The organism is Acinetobacter sp. (assembly GCF_041919735.1).
In the GTDB taxonomy this organism is placed as follows: Bacteria; Pseudomonadota; Gammaproteobacteria; order Pseudomonadales; family Moraxellaceae; genus Acinetobacter.
On record NZ_JAYRTF010000003.1, the window covers coordinates 84,988 to 101,834 of the forward strand.

17 protein-coding genes are annotated in these 16,847 nt (G+C 44.0%); 5 read left to right on the forward strand and 12 right to left on the reverse strand.

Going from position 1 to position 16,847, the window contains the following annotated elements; genetic code table 11:
* Positions 1-71: 71 nt before the first annotated feature.
* The 6 genes from purB to ACE3T3_RS02695 all read right to left on the reverse strand — a co-directional run bounded on the left by purB (position 72) and on the right by ACE3T3_RS02695 (position 5,338).
* Positions 72-1,460 carry an adenylosuccinate lyase gene (gene purB / locus ACE3T3_RS02670; protein WP_374663796.1) on the reverse strand — a complete coding sequence of 463 codons (1,389 nt, stop codon included), beginning with the start codon at positions 1,458-1,460 and terminating at the stop codon, positions 72-74.
* A 57-nt stretch (positions 1,461-1,517) separates the two neighbouring features.
* Positions 1,518-2,249 carry a high frequency lysogenization protein HflD gene (gene hflD, locus ACE3T3_RS02675; RefSeq protein WP_374663798.1) on the reverse strand — a complete coding sequence of 244 codons (732 nt, stop codon included), beginning with the start codon at positions 2,247-2,249 and terminating at the stop codon, positions 1,518-1,520.
* Between the two features lie 13 nt (positions 2,250-2,262).
* Positions 2,263-3,399 (reverse strand): tRNA 2-thiouridine(34) synthase MnmA, encoded by a 1,137-nt coding sequence (gene mnmA / locus ACE3T3_RS02680; RefSeq protein ID WP_374663800.1) that lies wholly within the window; start codon positions 3,397-3,399, stop codon positions 2,263-2,265.
* Positions 3,400-3,403: 4 nt separating this feature from the next.
* A complete protein-coding gene (locus ACE3T3_RS02685; protein WP_374663802.1) occupies positions 3,404-3,889 on the reverse strand; it encodes an NUDIX hydrolase in 486 nt (161 codons plus the stop codon).
* Between the two features lie 320 nt (positions 3,890-4,209).
* Positions 4,210-4,836, reverse strand: a complete 627-nt coding sequence (locus tag ACE3T3_RS02690) for a DUF4304 domain-containing protein (protein ID WP_374663804.1) — start codon at positions 4,834-4,836, stop codon at positions 4,210-4,212.
* Between the two features lie 187 nt (positions 4,837-5,023).
* A complete protein-coding gene (locus ACE3T3_RS02695) occupies positions 5,024-5,338 on the reverse strand; it encodes a hypothetical protein (protein WP_374663806.1) in 315 nt (104 codons plus the stop codon).
* 625 nt (positions 5,339-5,963) lie between these two features.
* On the opposite strand from ACE3T3_RS02695, the gene ACE3T3_RS02700 reads away from it, so the two are divergent.
* Entirely contained in the window at positions 5,964-6,398 is a 435-nt protein-coding gene (locus ACE3T3_RS02700; protein ID WP_374663808.1) for a GNAT family N-acetyltransferase, read from the forward strand.
* Between the two features lie 57 nt (positions 6,399-6,455).
* Here ACE3T3_RS02700 and ACE3T3_RS02705 read toward each other — a convergent pair whose 3' ends face one another.
* From ACE3T3_RS02705 to ACE3T3_RS02720, 4 genes are all read right to left on the reverse strand, one after another.
* Positions 6,456-6,995, reverse strand: coding sequence for a gamma carbonic anhydrase family protein (locus ACE3T3_RS02705; protein WP_374663810.1), 540 nt, complete (start codon positions 6,993-6,995; stop codon positions 6,456-6,458).
* Positions 6,996-7,103: 108 nt separating this feature from the next.
* A complete protein-coding gene (gene dacC / locus ACE3T3_RS02710) occupies positions 7,104-8,252 on the reverse strand; it encodes a D-alanyl-D-alanine carboxypeptidase PBP5/6 (RefSeq protein ID WP_374663812.1) in 1,149 nt (382 codons plus the stop codon).
* Positions 8,253-8,369: 117 nt separating this feature from the next.
* Positions 8,370-8,750 (reverse strand): MCR_0457 family protein, encoded by a 381-nt coding sequence (locus ACE3T3_RS02715; RefSeq protein WP_374663814.1) that lies wholly within the window; start codon positions 8,748-8,750, stop codon positions 8,370-8,372.
* 172 nt (positions 8,751-8,922) lie between these two features.
* Positions 8,923-9,297: an MCR_0457 family protein gene (locus tag ACE3T3_RS02720; protein WP_374663816.1), complete on the reverse strand. Its 375-nt coding sequence runs from the start codon at positions 9,295-9,297 to the stop codon at positions 8,923-8,925.
* A 110-nt stretch (positions 9,298-9,407) separates the two neighbouring features.
* Here ACE3T3_RS02720 and surE point away from each other — a divergent pair, with 110 nt between their 5' ends.
* The 3 genes from surE (at position 9,408) to ACE3T3_RS02735 (ending at position 12,130) form a co-directional block, all read left to right on the forward strand.
* Complete coding sequence (surE, locus tag ACE3T3_RS02725; RefSeq protein ID WP_374663818.1) at positions 9,408-10,184, forward strand: 5'/3'-nucleotidase SurE; 777 nt, start codon at positions 9,408-9,410, stop codon at positions 10,182-10,184.
* 109 nt (positions 10,185-10,293) lie between these two features.
* Complete coding sequence (locus ACE3T3_RS02730; RefSeq protein WP_374663820.1) at positions 10,294-11,103, forward strand: peptidoglycan DD-metalloendopeptidase family protein; 810 nt, start codon at positions 10,294-10,296, stop codon at positions 11,101-11,103.
* 97 nt (positions 11,104-11,200) lie between these two features.
* Positions 11,201-12,130, forward strand: a complete 930-nt coding sequence (locus ACE3T3_RS02735) for a LysR family transcriptional regulator (protein ID WP_374663822.1) — start codon at positions 11,201-11,203, stop codon at positions 12,128-12,130.
* 174 nt (positions 12,131-12,304) lie between these two features.
* Here ACE3T3_RS02735 and ACE3T3_RS02740 read toward each other — a convergent pair whose 3' ends face one another.
* Positions 12,305-13,516 carry an aspartate aminotransferase family protein gene (locus ACE3T3_RS02740; protein WP_374663824.1) on the reverse strand — a complete coding sequence of 404 codons (1,212 nt, stop codon included), beginning with the start codon at positions 13,514-13,516 and terminating at the stop codon, positions 12,305-12,307.
* A gap of 200 nt (positions 13,517-13,716) precedes the next feature.
* Here ACE3T3_RS02740 and grxD point away from each other — a divergent pair, with 200 nt between their 5' ends.
* Entirely contained in the window at positions 13,717-14,058 is a 342-nt protein-coding gene (gene grxD / locus ACE3T3_RS02745; protein WP_068913101.1) for a Grx4 family monothiol glutaredoxin, read from the forward strand.
* An 83-nt stretch (positions 14,059-14,141) separates the two neighbouring features.
* Here the strand turns inward: grxD and ACE3T3_RS02750 are convergent, their stop codons facing one another.
* Complete coding sequence (locus ACE3T3_RS02750) at positions 14,142-16,784, reverse strand: Lon protease family protein (RefSeq protein ID WP_374663826.1); 2,643 nt, start codon at positions 16,782-16,784, stop codon at positions 14,142-14,144.
* Positions 16,785-16,847 lie beyond the last annotated feature (63 nt).

A 16,847-nucleotide genomic window follows, 5' to 3' on the forward strand; every position in this document is an offset into this window, starting at 1 on the left:
GTTAATTTAGACATAAAAATGTTGGATAAAAAAACGAGGCATAAAGCCTCGTTTTTTTGATTTATCTAAAATTAGATTTTAGAAATAAGCTCTTTAACTTGTGCAGCTTGAGTAGAAGCATTACCTGTGTAAGTTGCAGGCGTCATCTCTGCAAGACGAGCACGATCTTCAGCAGGTACTGCAGAAAGTTCGTTACCATTTACGAAGTCTACCATCATGTCGCGAGTCATTGCTTGACCACGAGTCAGAGCTTTAAGTTTTTCGTATGGTTTTTCAACTGCATAACGACGCATAACGGTTTGAATTGGTTCAGCAAGAACTTCTTGTGCATGGTCAAGATCTTCAAGAATACGCGCAGCATTTAATTCAAGTTTGCCAATACCTTTAGAGCATGCTTCAAAAGCGATCAAGCTTTGCGCGAAACCAACACCCATGTTACGAAGTACAGTTGAGTCGGTTAGGTCACGCTGCCAGCGAGATACTGGAAGTTTTTCGCCTAAATGTGCAAGTACTGCATTTGCAATACCCAAGTTACCTTCAGAGTTTTCGAAGTCAATTGGGTTAACTTTATGCGGCATAGTTGAAGAACCCACTTCGCCTTCTTTCAAACGTTGTTTGAAGAAACCAAGAGAGATATAGCCCCAAACGTCACGGTTAAAGTCGATCAAGATGGTGTTGAAACGACGTAACGCATCAAAAAGTTCCGCCATGTAGTCATGCGGTTCAATTTGAGTGGTGTACGGGTTGAAAGTTAAACCTAAAGATTCAACAAAAGCTTGTGAATGTGCAGGCCAGTTGATTTCTGGGTAAGCAGAGTAGTGCGCGTTGTAGTTACCGACAGCACCGTTGATTTTGCCGAGAAGTTCAACTTGTTTGAATTGCTTGATTTGACGTGCAAGGCGGTAAGCCACGTTCGCCATTTCTTTCCCCAAAGTTGTTGGGCTAGCCGTTTGACCGTGTGTACGAGACAGCATTGGCTGTTCTGCGTGCTGTTCAGCCAAAGCTACAATTGAATCGATGATTTGCTGCATGGCTGCAACGAGAACTTCACGGCCATTTTTCAGCATTAACGCATGAGACAAGTTGTTGATGTCTTCAGAAGTACATGCAAAGTGAATGAATTCGCCTGCATTTTTAAGCTCATCAATATGCGCGATTTGCTCTTTCAGGAAATACTCAACCGCTTTAACGTCGTGGTTAGTTGTACGTTCGATTTCTTTAATGCGGTTTGCATTGTCTTCGGAGAAGTTCGCAACAATTGCGTCAAGCGCAGCATTGGTTTCAGCAGAAAAAGCTGGAACTTCAGTGATTTCTGGACGGTTCGCAAGCGCTTGCAACCAACGCACTTCAACAGTCACACGAGCATGGATCAAACCAAACTCAGAGAGGAAAGGGCGCAGAGCATCACATTTGCTAGCGTAGCGTCCATCTAATGGAGAAAGTGCGGTTAAAGCGTTCATAGCGATTCCTTAAACTTTGGAATTAAACGTAAAACAGAAAGCTGGCTGCAATTCAAGTTAGACCACCTGATACTGAAGCCGAGCAAGATCTTGAATATCTTTGAGCAGTTTGCGTTTGCTGAAAATCATGCCCCACGAGCTGCCGCCGCATTGACGCCATAAATGCGCCATTTGCAGGCCGGTAAAGAGGGAAGCGCGAATGCGGTTGGTATGCGAAGAGTCCTTAAAGGCTTCTGCATTGCCGCGCACCATAATGCGCGGGTTGATTTGCCCCGCCGTGTCAACATAGGTTTGTGCAAGGCTGGCAAGGACACTGGGGTGCAGGTAATTATGATCAAAGAACGACAGCTGTCTGAGTATTTTTTGCTGCGACTGTTCAATAATTTCGACAAACTTAGGATTGCTATAAACTTTTTTTTCTAATTGCAGCAAAGCCATGGCATAGCTCATTGGGAGTTTTGCGCTGGACAGTTTTGGAATTCTGGAAGCTGGCGAAGTATTGAACGGCTGATTGATGCTGCTTTCGAGGGTTTTAAGGCCTAAGGAGATATCGGCCAGCTGATTGAAGAAATCTAAAGTTTGATTATTGCATTTGCCGCTGGGGCGGATGTTTAAACTGGCTTTAATCAGCTGTTCTAAATAAAAGTTACCGCTTTCGCCTATGCTCTTTTGACCCGTGAGCGCAGTCATATGCGTCAGCTGGGCTGCTTGAAATACGCCAGCGAGCGCCAATGCGCGGTTCTGGCGTACATTCAGAGTTTGAGACTGTTGAAACGGTAACTCTGTCATGCCGAAACAATCCTTATTCTATAAAATCCGGTTTAGGCGCATTGGTATGATGAATCACGCCGCCGCCTAAACAAACTTCACCTGAGTAAAACACCACGCTTTGACCGGGTGTCACAGCGCGCTGCTGTTCGTCAAATTCAACGCGAACACCTGTTGGCGCAGCTGGGTCTTTATAAATGGTGCAGGCTTGATCTGGCTGGCGGTAACGGGTTTTGGCCGTACAGCGGAAACCTGATTCAGGAATATCCTGTTCACCTGCAACCCAGTCAATCGCTTCACTCCAAAGTATAGTACTTTGCATCAGCGGATGTTCATGGCCTTGGCCAACAATCAGACGGTTGCCCGCAATATCTTTATGCAGCACAAACCAAGCGCCTTCTTCAGCGCCTTTTAAACCGCCAAGGCCAATGCCGCCGCGCTGACCGAGCGTATAGTACATTAAGCCGTGATGTTCACCAACCTCTTTGCCGTTATCCAGCAAAATTTTTCCGGGCTGCGCAGGCAAATATTGTTTTAAGAAGTCATTAAAACGGCGTTCGCCAATAAAGCAGATACCGGTCGAATCTTTTTTCTTGGCGGTGGCTAAACCGAGTTCTTCGGCAATTTTACGGACCTGAGGTTTTTCAATTTCGCCAACAGGGAATAGGGTTTTGTTGATTTCACGGCCATGCACAGCATGCAGGAAATAAGTTTGGTCTTTATTTTGATCGACACCGCGCAGCAAAGGCGCATATTCTTCACCGCGTGAATTTTTCAGAGTTTCACCGCGGCGGCAGTAGTGGCCTGTGGCAATGAAGTCTGCGCCTAAGTTCACAGCATGATCTAAAAATGCGCGGAATTTAATTTCTTTGTTGCACAGGATATCTGGGTTTGGTGTACGGCCTGCAGCGTATTCCGCCAAGAAATGCTCGAACACGCGGTCCCAGTATTCCATGGCAAAGTTGGCTGTATGCAGTTTGATGCCGATTTTGTCACAAACGGCTTGCGCATCGGCTAAATCTTCCATCGCCGTGCAGTATTCCGTGCCGTCATCTTCTTCCCAGTTTTTCATGAACAGGCCTTCAACTTGATAGCCTTGTTGAAGAAGCAGCGCTGCAGAAACAGAAGAATCTACACCACCAGACATACCGACGATGACACGTTGTTGCATAGGATTAAGCATCCAAATTTGAAATTAAGGGAGAATTTTGGTGCTCGTAAATGAGCGATAAAGGATATTTTTGACCAGAAAGGGCATCTTGTACAGCTTTAATCACCAGTGGACTGCGCGCACGGGCGGTTTCCAGCAGTTCCTCTAAAGTCATCCATTTTGGACCGACAATGCCTTTGTCCAATTCTGCTTCTGGAAAATATTCCAGCACATGGGCTAAAAAGCAGAATCTGAAATAGGTGCGGTCTGGAAACATAGGCGGCGTATAGGTATAAATGCCAAGAAGGGCATCGACATCTACGGCATGGCCTGTTTCTTCCATAGTTTCACGTATGGCTGCCTGAATAATTGACTCACCGCATTCTACATGGCCGGCTGGCTGATTGAACACAGTGTGCGTTACGCCTTCTGTATGTTCTTCAACAAATAGGAATTTTCCGTCTTTTTCAACGACAGTTGCAACGGTAACGTGAGCAGTCCAAGCGGTCATAGAAAAGCACCATGGTAAGGGATGCGCTATTGTATAAAATTTTGGGGTGTGTGGCTATGTTCGCTGGGGATTTCTTTAGAGGAGGTGCTTTTTGCGTTTAACTAAAAAGTATTGTGGTGTATGTGTTAAATAATAAGCATGGAATGTGGAAGATCAATAAAAAAGGTCGCAACAGTATGTCTAGGCTTTTTGATATGTGATAAGATTTTGATTTAAAATAAAATAAAAAAACCGCTGGGCTTATTTAGTTACAACTGTATCAGAAACCAATTTATTGACTAATATGCCGATTGAAAATAAAGATCAGGTGTAGAGTGGCGTTATGCATCTTTATTGAGTTTATAAGTGGTTGCAATGATTTGAGCTTTATTATGAATGTATCCTGTTAAAGTTTGATCTTGTATTAAGTTTATATACTCATTTTGAGCTTTGGCTAACTCCCCGCATGCGGTATAAGAAATTAACTTTGCAAGATGCGTTCCATACGGAAGATCATGACCATCTAAATATTGGATGAGCTCAGCTTTACTATTTGTCTTTTTAAAGAAAGGCAAAATATGCTCATAGATGTTTTGATGCATGCTTGTAATGAGCTCATCAATAGATGAAGCATGATTCAAAATAAACCAGATATCATCCTGATGTGATAATTCACTAATTCGATATCGGATCATGCACTCCGCTTCTGAAGGAAATTTAGGTAATTCTTTATTATGAAAGTTAAACTCTGAAAGCCAGTATTCTGGTAGAAAAATGCCAAAATTAATTGTAAATTCAATTTGATCATGGTTATTCCAGCGCGATCTTTGAATACTAATTATTTGGCCTAAACCATCTAGTTCTAAATAAAAATTATTCCCCTTTTTCTTAAAGCCTATTGGCTTAAGAATTTCGGTAAATCCTTTTTTTACAATTTCTTCAAAAAGTAAATTTATTTGAGTTTTCATTATTAATCAGAATTTATAGAGTTTGTTAAATTTGGTACGTCTTTAAAGGAGCATATTTAAAATCTTAATGAATTTATTGAAAAGAATTTTACATTTGGCTTTTTAATCAAATGTAAAGGATTTAAATGGTGAAAATGATTTTTTATATTAGAACAATAGCATAACTCAATTTATGGCGCTTTTCTATTCAGTGATTAATAAATCGTGCCCGATGTTTTAACATTCTGATCCATTCATTTTCATTATTTTCGAAAACTTGTTGAAGAGGCCAATTAGGTGCAGTTTCAATTATATGCATTAATGTTTGAGCTAAGCCAAAATACCCATCTTCACCAAAAACTTTTGATAGAGCTAGGGCCTCCTCATTAGAAACAGGGCAGGAAATACTTTTAATTAATCTCTCTACTTCTTCTATATGCTCTTGCCCATGAGGATCCATGACAGATTCATCAGCAGTTGGAAATTTACCTAATTCGACCAGTTGCTTTATACAATTTTGCATGTCAAAAAAATTTCTTATTTTGTTTAATTATTAAGATATAGGAAGTAAAAACTACTTACTATAGTTTTTCTATTTAACATAGAACTTTTTATACAAAATCTGGATTCAAGACATAAAAAAGCCCGACATCCTGTCGGGCTTTTTCGTATGGGTTTGCTCGGTATAACTCCTGTCGTACCTTATTGCCCTTGTGCGTATCTGTATTTTTATTGTTGTGCGGAACTTCCTGTTCCTGATGACTTCATGATAGTAAAAACGGGGGATAGGTGAATATCCGCAAAACCCCTAAATTGCTGTGCGCTCAGGATTACAGAATTGGTTGTTTTTTATCCCAAGAGTTGTCCGCAGAAATTGGGATAGGTTCGGGATGGAGCGTATTGAGAAGTCAGAACAAAATGAAAAAATGATTGAGGTTTAATCAATTTTATTGGCGAGAAGTATTAAGCTGCTCATAAAAAAACCGGCTTATTTCTAAGTCGGTTGAACGAGAGCGTTCCAGAGGGTATGAATTAAGATAAGATACTGATCTTAAATTAATATTAAAAAAGCATTTCATATAGTCGCTATGGTGTTAAATGAGCCTGTTTTACTTTGTATGATATGCTCAATAATTTTAGGATATTCCATGCTGCAAAAAGCTTCTGAAATTGATTTTCCTATTCTTATTGATATTTGGGAAAGATCGGTAAGAGCGACTCATGATTTCTTGCCTGAAGACGAAATCAATAACTTAAAGCCTTTAATTCTGAATGAATACTTTCATCATGTATTGCTTCATAAATATGTTCAAGATGGGCAGATCATAGGTTTTATTGGCACGAGCAGTGACAACATCGAAATGCTGTTTATTGATCCTGAGTTTAGAGCTAAAGGGATAGGACGAATCCTCACTCATTTTGCAGTTGCAGAATTAAAAATTGAAAACGTCGATGTGAATGAACAAAACCTTCAAGCACTTGGATTTTATCAAAAACTAGGGTTTAAAATTAAAAATCGATCTGAATTGGATGGCCAAGGTAAGCCTTATCCAGTTTTGCATTTAAAAATGGAGCTTTTCTAAAATCAGCATAATGCAAGCTTATAAGAAAGGCCCAATTTATGGGCCTTTGCAGAACGCTCAGTTCTGTTCCAAATAATTCCCCGCCACTTTCACATAATGCTGTGCCGAATACGGCAAAAACTCTTTTTCCTTATCCGTTAAAGGACGGACTTTTTGCACTGGGCTGCCGACATACAAATAGCCGCTTTCCAGCCGCTTGCGCGGCGGCACCAGAGAGCCTGCGCCAATCATCACATCATCTTCAATAATGACATCATCTAAAACAATGGTGTTGATGCCCACTAAGACCCGATTGCCAATTGTGCAGCCATGCAAAGTGACATGATGGCCAATGGTCACATCCTCACCAATCATCAGCGGAGAACCTTCAGGCTTGTCGGCTTTTTTATGGCTGACATGCAGCATGGCATGATCCTGCACATTTGAATTTCGGCCAATCTTAATCTGATTCACATCACCGCGGATCACCGCAAAAGGCCAGACAGACACATTTTCCGCCAAAGTCACTTCACCAATCACCACAGACATTTCATCAACATAGCAAGTCGAATCAATTTTAGGATGATGCTCTAAATAGGGGCGGATATTCTTTTTCATAACGGTCCATCGCAAAACGTTGAATAGGAGAAGTATAAAATAAAAAAGCATCCGAACCGAGGCAGGGATGCTTTAGTCTAAGCTGAAAAAATCAGCTGTCGAGAAATCTTAGAACAAGTTTGCAAAAAATTGTTTGATGTGATCAATCATTTTTGCAAAGAAGCCAGCTTCTTCAACTGCTTTTAATGCCACTAACGGTTTTTCAGCAATTACTTTGCCGTTCAGCGTCGCCACGTATTTACCCACAACTTGACCTTGTTTTAAAGGTGCAGTCAGTTTTGGCTGAACAACCAATTGAGTTTTAATTGCGTTGGCATCGCCTTTAGGCATTGTGACGTTAAAGTTTTCAGCAAGACCAATTTGAACTTCGTTTTCTTTACCGTACCAAACTTTGGCTTTGGCTAAAACTTGATTGGCCGGCTGCACTTTGACAGTTTCAAAGTTTGCATAGCCCCACGCTAAAATTTCACGGGTTTGCGATGCGCGTTCATTCATGCTTGGCGCGCCGAAGATTACTGAAATTAAACGCAATGGGCCGCGCTTAGCTGAAGTGGTCAGGCAGTAGCCCGCTTCATCTGTATGGCCTGTTTTTAAACCGTCAACGCTTGGGTCGGTATAAAGCAGGGCATTGCGGTTGCCTTGCTTAATGCCATTAAAGCTGAATTCTTTTTCAGAGTAGATTGGGTAGTATTTAGAGCTGTCATGAATAATGTGCTGCGCCAATACCGCCATGTCTTTTGCTGTTGAATAATGGCCTTCAGCCGGCATGCCGGTTGCATTGATGAATTGCGTATTCACCATGCCGATGCGTTTCGCTTCCTGATTCATCATGTGGGCAAATGTGCCTTCATTGCCGGCAATATGTTCCGCCATGGCTTTAGATGCATCATTGCCTGATTGAATGATAATGCCGCGAAGCATTTCAAGCGCAGTCGCCGTACCGTTTAATGGAACATACATGCATGATTCTGAGCTGCTGCCGCGGCACCATGCAGATTCATTCATGCGCACTTTTTCATTTTCGGTCAGCTCGCCGCTCAATAACTTTTGTTCAATGATGTAGCTGGTCATCATTTTTGTCATTGATGCTGGAGCTAATTTCTCATTTTCATTTTTTGAAGCAAGGATTTGCCCTGTCTCGTAGTCCATCAGCACATAAGATTTATTATTTAATTCTGGTGGTGCAGAAAGGACAGTTGCCGCGAAAGAAAAACTAGGTGCAAGTAGTAATGCGGCAAGGGCGGTTTTTCGGGTCATTCTGGGTGGTTCCAATAACTTGTTATAAGCGCGAAGAGCCTAGCATTTTAGGACAAAGCTAGGCTGACTTCTACGGGTGAAAATGGCTTATTTTAAAAGTATTGTAACCAAGTGAAATTAATTTGCGTAAGCGGTGAGCTCTTTGCAAATTTCTTTGTTTTTCGCATCGCCCGCTTTTTCAGCATCGGCTTGCGCTTCTTTTAAAATTTTGGCAAAACTTTTTTGTTTGCTGAGTTTTTCTAAAGCAGCAACTGGGGCTTTTTCATTCGGCAAGTATTCTTTGGCAAGCTTGGCATAGCCCTGTTCAAATTTCGCCTGATCACTGACCAGTTTCGGGCACACTTCTGACAGCACGTAAATTGCGGCCAGTTCTTGACTGGTGACTTTTGGAGTGGGGGTAACTTCAATTTTTTCATCAGCGGCAAAAGTGGAACCGGCTGTAAAAGCAAATGCAGATAGGGAAAGAGCCGATAAGGTTTTAACAAAAATATTTTTCATTCAAAAATAACCTAAGAATTTCAGTGAAATTAAACAATGCGTTTAGATTAAAACTATTTTTGATAAAAGAAAGCAGCACTTTGTATTGAAGCTGTTGAAAAGTTAAGGAATTGTGAAATAAAAAAGGATAATGTACCCCACATTATCCTTTTTTAAAGATCAGTGCGCAGTTTTAAGGCTGATAACCCAAAACGTCGCCGCACACCGATTTTTGTTCATCCGCCGAAGTTTCTTTGGCTGTCTGGCGCGCTTCGTTTAAAACTGATTTATATTCGCTGTCAGACTGAAGTTTTTCATAAGTCATCGATTTGTCAGAAAAATCTGCAAGGTAGCTTTGAATCAGCACTTTAATGTTGCCGTCAAATTTGGCATTTTGACCAATCACGCCTGGGCAGACTTCAGTCATCACTTGAGCAGAAGCAATGTCTTCTTTCACGATTGTATTTGCTTCAGCCTGCGTTAACCCCTCATCAGCCATAACAGCTTGAGAAAAAACTGCAGCAAAACCTAAACTTAATAAGCTGCGAAATGATATAGTTTTAATCATTTGAAAATCACACATTTATGATGGATGTTGAGCCTCAAATATATATAATTCCTGATATTTTTCAACGAAAAGATCTGTTCAGTCATTTTTTAGATACGAGATTTTAGCTAGTGAATATTTTGATTGCCAATGATGATGGTGTTTTTGCTCCCGGTATCCAAGCTTTAGCCCATGCGCTGCGCCCATTAGGCCGTGTGGTCATTGTTGCGCCTGAAGCTGAGCGCAGCGGTTTTTCCAGCGCGTTGACCTTAGACCGTCCGCTGCGTCCCATTCAGATTGCGCCGGATATGTGGGCCGTCAACGGCACGCCAGCAGACTGCGTCTATCTGTCAATGAATGGCTTATTTGATTTTGAATTCGATTTGGTGGTCAGCGGCATCAACAGCGGTGCAAATTTAGGTGATGACGTGCTGTATTCGGGCACAGTCGGTGCGGCATTTGAAGGTCGCTTAATGGCGCAGCCAGCGATTGCTGTATCTTTGGCTGGCCCGAATGTCCGTTCTTATGAAACACCGGATGATTTCGCCGCAGCAGCCAAATGGGTGCATGACTTTATTGCTGCCGGTCTGCCAGCTGTGCCGGCACGCCATATCTTAAATATCAACATCCCGGATACGGCTGTGCTGAAAGGTGAGAAAATTACCTATCAAGGGCGCCGTAGCCAGTCCAAGCCGATTACCAGCCATGTCGATCCGCGCGGCCGTCAAGTTTATTGGATCGGTTTATCCGGTGAAGCGGTCGCCGAGCCGAAAAAAGGCTTGACCGATATAGAGTCTGATTTCTTTGCGGTCGCCAATGGCTATGTCAGCATTACCCCGATTCAAATGGATGCGACAAATTATGAAATTTTGAATAACTTGCATATGCAATTTTCTAAAAATGCGTAAGTAGTGTTATAACTTTGTGAAAATGCAGATGATGCAGCTTTTTTGATGGCATTTTTTGCTAATCTTAGCCTTATCATCGCATCCCATTTTTCGTGTAGAGAGGAAGATAATGTCCCTGGTGTCACAATATCGCTTAAACGCAGCGCCAACAGGTTTCATCAAGTCACTGGTTCTTGCCGTGGCTGCTGTTTCGACGGTTATTTTGAGTGGTTGTGCATCCAAGCCGCAAATTAACAATGCGACACGCTATGCTGCAGCGCCAGATTTTTATACTGTGCGTTCAGGCGACACTTTGAGCGGCATTTCTGGCCGGTATGGCTTGAGCTATATCAGCGTTGCTGAAATGAATGACATTGCGCCTCCGTACCGAATTTATGTGGGTCAGTCGATCCGCTTGAAAAATTCGGCTTCACGCCGCGCTGCATCTACGCAAGCCATGACGCAAACTGCGCCGATTCAGCGTCAGACTGTGCCATTGCCGCAAAATGCAGCGCCAGCCGCGCCTGCGGTGCAAAGACAGCCTGCGCCAGCAGTCAGCGCGCAGAGTTCGGCATTGCGCTGGGTTAAGCCATCCAATGGCCCAGTCATTGCGAAGTTTGATTTGGCGTCTAACGTCAAAGGCATCCGTTTTGGCGGCAATGCCGGAGACCCGGTTTATGCAGCCGCGAATGGACAGGTGGTGTATGCTGCTGATGGCCTGAAAGAATATGGCAATCTGATTCTGCTAAAACACATCAATGGCTACATTACCGCTTATGCGCATAACAGTAAAATGATCGTGAAAAGTGGAGAAAATGTTCAAGCCGGTCAGAAAATTGCAGAAATGGGCTCTACAGGCGCGAGCAGCACTATGCTTGAGTTCCAAGTCCGCTTAGACGGCAAGCCGGTTAATCCTGAAACGGTTTTACCGGTTAATTAAATTTAACTGATGCAAAACATAAATATACTCGTATAATGCAAAAAATTGCCTTTAATGTACGTACATTAAAGGCATTTCATAAATTTGAGGGGAATTTATGTTAGACCAACTCAGGGCAATGGGTGTTTTTGCATGCGTTGTAGAAAATAATTCATTTAGCGGCGCAGCCAAAGAGCTCGGCATTACCACTAGTGCGGTCAGTCAGCAAATACGGTCATTAGAACAGGATATGGATGTGGTCTTGCTGCATCGTTCGACGCGCAAGCTCAGCCTGACTGAAGCTGGACAGGCTTTTTTGCACAGCTGCCAAGAAATGCTTTCTGCGGCGGAACGCGGCAAAGTCCGCATCAATGAACTGCGTGATGATTTGGTGGGGGAGCTTCGGATAGCGTCTACGCCTGAACTTTGCGCAAATCATATTACGCCGGCGCTTGCGCATTGGCTTTCTGCGCATCGCGGCCTTTCAGTGCATTTTGAAGCAGACAATCAATATATCGATTTGATGGAAGGGCGCATTGATATTGCGCTGCGCTTGAGTCCAAATCTGGACGATCAAAATCTGAGCGTCATTCCATTGGCCCGTGTTGAACAGGTTTTGGTGGCGTCACCGAGCTTTATCAATCATTCCAGCTTAATTACGCGTCCTGAAGATTTAGCCGCGCATGATGTGATTGCGCTGAATATGATGAAAAACCAGAATACCTATTCTTTTGAAAACACGATATCTGGCGAAAAAGTCAATGTTGATATTTCTTCAAGATTATCAACCAATAATGTGCTGGCTGCAAAATCAATGTGCCTTCATCATCAAGGGATTGCAAAAATCCTGTTTTTGGATGTGCAAAAAGATCTGATGCAGGGCTCACTTATTGAAGTTTTACCGGAGTGGAAGCTGCCGGCATTTACGCTGTATGCAGTGGTGGTCAAACAGGAAGAGGCGCAGGCTAAAGTGCTTCGCTGTCTAGATGTGCTGAAACAATATTTCAGTCAGCTGTCATGCGGCCGTGTTTATCAGGAAGCATCTTAATTTGCAGGCCGCGGTTGGGGCTGAAGTGCAGCTGAGATCTTGAATGTTAAGTCTTAAATCTTTAAGAATTAAATATAGACACTGGAATGCAATTCTGCTGAAAGCAGAAGTTTAAATAAGCCATAAAAAAGCCGCAGAAGCGGCTTTTTTTATGGCTGTTTCAATGCGGCGCAATTAAGCCAGAAAAGCCTTCACTAATTTTACAATGCGTTCAATCAGCTGGTCTGCTTCGGCTTGAGTGATGTTTAGTGCTGGAAGCAAACGGATGACATTGCCGGAAGTCACATTCATGATCAGGTGATATTCATCGCGTGCAGTGTTCACAAGCTCTGCGCATGGTTTTGGCAATTCGATACCAATCATCAAGCCAAAGCCGCGGACAGTCACATTTTCATCTGCCAGCTTTTCAGTCAGCTGCGCTACAATGTACGCGCCTTTTTCAGCGGCATTTGCCACGAGATTTTCTTTTTGAATAGTATCGATGACTGTGTAAACCACGCGTGAACCCAGCGGAGTGCCGCTGTAAGTCGAGCCGTGGTTGCCTGCAGTCAATACGCCCACGCCGCGGCCTTGCGTCATCACAGCGCCAATCGGGAAGCCGTTGCCTAAGCCTTTGGCTGTGGTCAATACATCTGGAACGATATTGGTGTGCTGATAGGCAAAGTATTTGCCAGTACGGCCGTTGCCTGTTTGCACTTCATCCAGCATCATCAGCCAGTTGTGCTGGTTGCAGATTTGACGGATTTCTTCCAAGTAGCTGAAGCCTTGAGGCGCAGTATTCACACCGCCTTCACCCTGAATCGGTTCAACTAAAATCGCCACGATGTCTGGATGGTTGATGGCTGCTTCTTCAATAGCTTCAATATCGCCAAATGGCACGCGGATAAAGCCTTCAACCAGCGGCGCAAAGCCTTCTTGCACTTTTTTGTTGCCAGTTGCCGACAGCGTCGCCAGTGTGCGGCCATGGAACGAATGGTCTGCAACAATAATTTTCGGGTTGGCAACGCCTTGCATATGGCCAAATTTACGGGCAATTTTAATTGCGCCTTCATTTGATTCTGCGCCGGAGTTTGAGAAGAAGACTTCTTCCATGCCGGCAACTTCAGCCAGTTTTTGCGCAGCGGCAGTTTGCCAAGGCACTTCAAAGATATTGCTGGTATGAATGAGGGTGGCGGCCTGATCTGCAATGGCTTCAGTAACCGCCGGATGCGAATGGCCTAAGCCGCAAACAGCGATGCCTGTCAGCGCATCAAAGTATTCTGTGCCATCTTCGGTATAAAGATAAGAACCTCGTCCTCGGACAAAGCTGATCTGCTGACGGCCAAATACAGGCATCAAATGAGATGGTTGATCAGTTTGCACAGGGGCAAGGGTAATGTTGTTCATGACTAACTCTTATCTGTTAGGTGGATTGAAATAAATGCGGCTGGACACAATATATATTTATGCGCCAAGACGTTCTATATAAGCAAAAACTCCCTAAGATTTAAAGCCTGATTGCAAATAAAATTGGAATTATTGCTTTAGTCATACTGTTTTGTTCAGTTTTGGGTATAATGCGAAGCAGATTTATTGAGGATATATCAATGACTGAACAAGCACGCGATACAGAAGCGTTAATTCGTGACCAAATTGCTAAACATGCAGTTCTACTTTATATGAAAGGCACACCACAATTTCCACAATGTGGTTTCTCTGCTCGTGCTGTAGAAGCGCTCAGTCAAATTGGCCGTCCTTTTGCATATGTAAATATCTTGGAAAACCCGGATATCCGCGCAACTTTGCCGCAAATTGCAAACTGGCCGACTTTCCCGCAATTATGGATCAACGGTGAGTTGATCGGCGGCAGCGACATTATGCTGGATATGTTCCAAAAAGGTGAATTGCAGCCTTTAGTTGAACAATACAGCCCAGCGCCTGAAGCTTAATTCAGACGATATAAAAAGCGCCTAAAGAGGCGCTTTTTTTTGCGTTGAATTTTATGCGCTTCTAGCTGAAGCGCAAGCCTGCATTAATCTTCTGCAGGCGCTTCTGTTTGCTCACTTTCAGCTGATTTTTCAGCCTGTTCAAGCGCTTTTTTTTCCGTTTTGGCCTTTTTCTTGTCTTTCTTCTTTTTTTTCTTTTTCTTCGGCTCTTCTTCCAGCTCTGCGCCGTCTTCTATCGCTTGCCAGTATTCCAGCTGTTCCATTACCGCAGCAAAGATGGAGTTTTTGCTGTAGCGGCCTTTTTTATCCAGTGTGCCGACAGGGCGGGCCATGAGGATTTCAAGCGCCTGATCAATGGTATCAATGGCATGGATATGGAACTGGCCGGCTGTAACCGCTTCAATCACATCTTTGCGCAGCATCAGATGCTGCATGTTTTGACGCGGAATAATCACGCCTTGCTTGCCTGTTAAGCCTTGCAGTTTGCAGGCGTCATAGAAGCCTTCAATTTTGGCATTCACCCCGCCAATCGGCTGCACTTGGCCCAATTGGTTCATCGAACCGGTAATGGCCCAAGACTGGTCAATTGGCAATTGGCTGATTGCGGAAATCAGTGCAGACAATTCTGCAACGGTTGCACTGTCGCCATCGACTTGGCCATAGCTTTGCTCAAAGGCCAAGGCGGCAGAAAAATGCAGGATCTGTTCACGGCCAAAGTGCGCTTTCAAAAAGCTGGACATCAGCAGCACGCCTTTGGCATGCAAAGAGCCGCCAAGTTCTACACTGCGTTCAATATCTAAAATATCACCGCCGCCTTGATACACCGAAGCCGTCAAGCGCGAAGGCAGGCCAAATTCGACATCGGCATAATGAATGACCGACAAGGCGTTAATTTGGCCGAGACGGTGGCCGCGGGTTTCGATCAGCTGTGTGCCGCGGGTTAGATCCTGCCAGTACAGCTCGCGCAAATAGCCTAAGCGGTATTTGCGGTGATCCAAGGCTGTATTGATATGCTGTGCGGTCACCATGGTGTCGCCCGCTTTGGCGGCGTGATGATGCGCTTCACGGATTAAATCACCTAAGGTGAGGGCATGCAGTGACAGCGAGCTTTGATCTTCGGCCTGACGGCTGGAATCGGTGAGCAGCGCGGCGAGGGCGGAACGGTCAAAGGGCAGCAGTTTATCGGCCTGCACATAATCTGCGATCAGCTGCATATAGGCTTGTTCATTGCTTTCATTGCGCTGCAGGGTGTCGGTAAAATCTGCGCGGATTTTGAATACGCTGCCAAGTTCCGGTTCCAGCTCTAAAATTTCATAATAAATTTCAGGTTCCGCCAGCAAAATCACTTTAATGTCCAAAGGAATAGACGCTGGTTCAATAGAAATGCTGCCGGTTAAAGTCAGCATATGTTCTAAAGAGGACAGTTTCAGCTGGCCGGATTTTAAAGCGCGTTTCAGGCCTTGCCATGCATAAGGCTGTTCCAGCAGCTGTTCCGCTTCCAGCATTAAAAAGCCGCCGTTGGCTTTATGCAAAGCGCCGGGACGGATCAGCGTGAAATCTGTAGTAATGGTGCCGTTTTGGGTCAGCTGCTCGACATGGCCCAGCAAATTATAATGCGTTGGAAAATCTTCAAAGATGACCGGTGCGCCGGAATGCGGCTTATGCGATACAATAATATTGGCCTGATAGCGTGACGGCACGCGGCTGAATACACCAGGTGTAAAGTCATCTTCTTCCTGCTCAAGCACAATTTCAACATTGTTGATAATGTCTTCAGCATAATATTTCAGGTAGTTTTCCAGCCCATCAACATCAATGTATTTATTCAGAAGGGAGTCTATGCGGGGCAAAACCACTTGTTTGGCAATATCGCGGTTCAGCACTTGCACTTGATCTCGGGCATCATCTTCCAAATCGCCCAAGTGCAGGCCCAGGCGCTCCAGCTTTTTATTCATGTAGCGGATATTGGAGGCAATTTCTGCACGTTCTTTATTGTTCAGCGCATTGATTTCATCTTTGGTCATTTCCTGCATTCGATTGTCTTTGAGATGGACAGGAACGAAACAATGTTCATCGTCTTGTGAAATCAGCTTTAAATCCAGCTCTTCGCCTTCTTTGGTTAATTCAATCAGCGCCTGCTGCTGTTCATCACCAGCTTGCTGGCGGATCAATTCAATGCGGTTGTGATAGGTTTCGGCAGTAAAACGGCGTTCCAGCTGTTTTAAAATAATTTGCCACGTCTGGTGCAGCGCGCTTTGAAATTTTGGCGCTTGGCCCGCAGGCAGCCGCAGGGCAATCGGCTGGCGCGGTGATTTAAAATTATAAACATACACCCAGTCATTCGGGGTTTTCATATTTTTGGCGTGCTGCTGCAGCAGGCGCTTGATCATGGTGCGCTTGCCTAAGCCTGCAGTGCCGACAGCAAAAATATTGTAGCCTGAATAAGGCAGGGCAATACCCGCTTCAACCGAGGCGCGGGCGCGGTCTTGGCCTAAGAAATCATTTAACGGCTTAATGCGTTTGGTCGATGTTGGAATTTTCTTTAAATTGGTCGGATGCGTCAGCTGTTCAGCAGCCAGTTTGGTCTTGTTTAATGTCGTTTGAATTTCTGGACAGTCAAACACGCTGTTCAATTGATTTTGCGCTGGCTGTACCGTGTGTTCGGAATTGTTTTGTTCTGAAAGTTGAGTGGATAGTGAAGATTGAATATTGTCTAGTTTTTGCGGCACTGTTAAATCCAAAACAAATAAATGACGGCAGAAATTAAAGGTATACTGGATTCATCCGAAAGA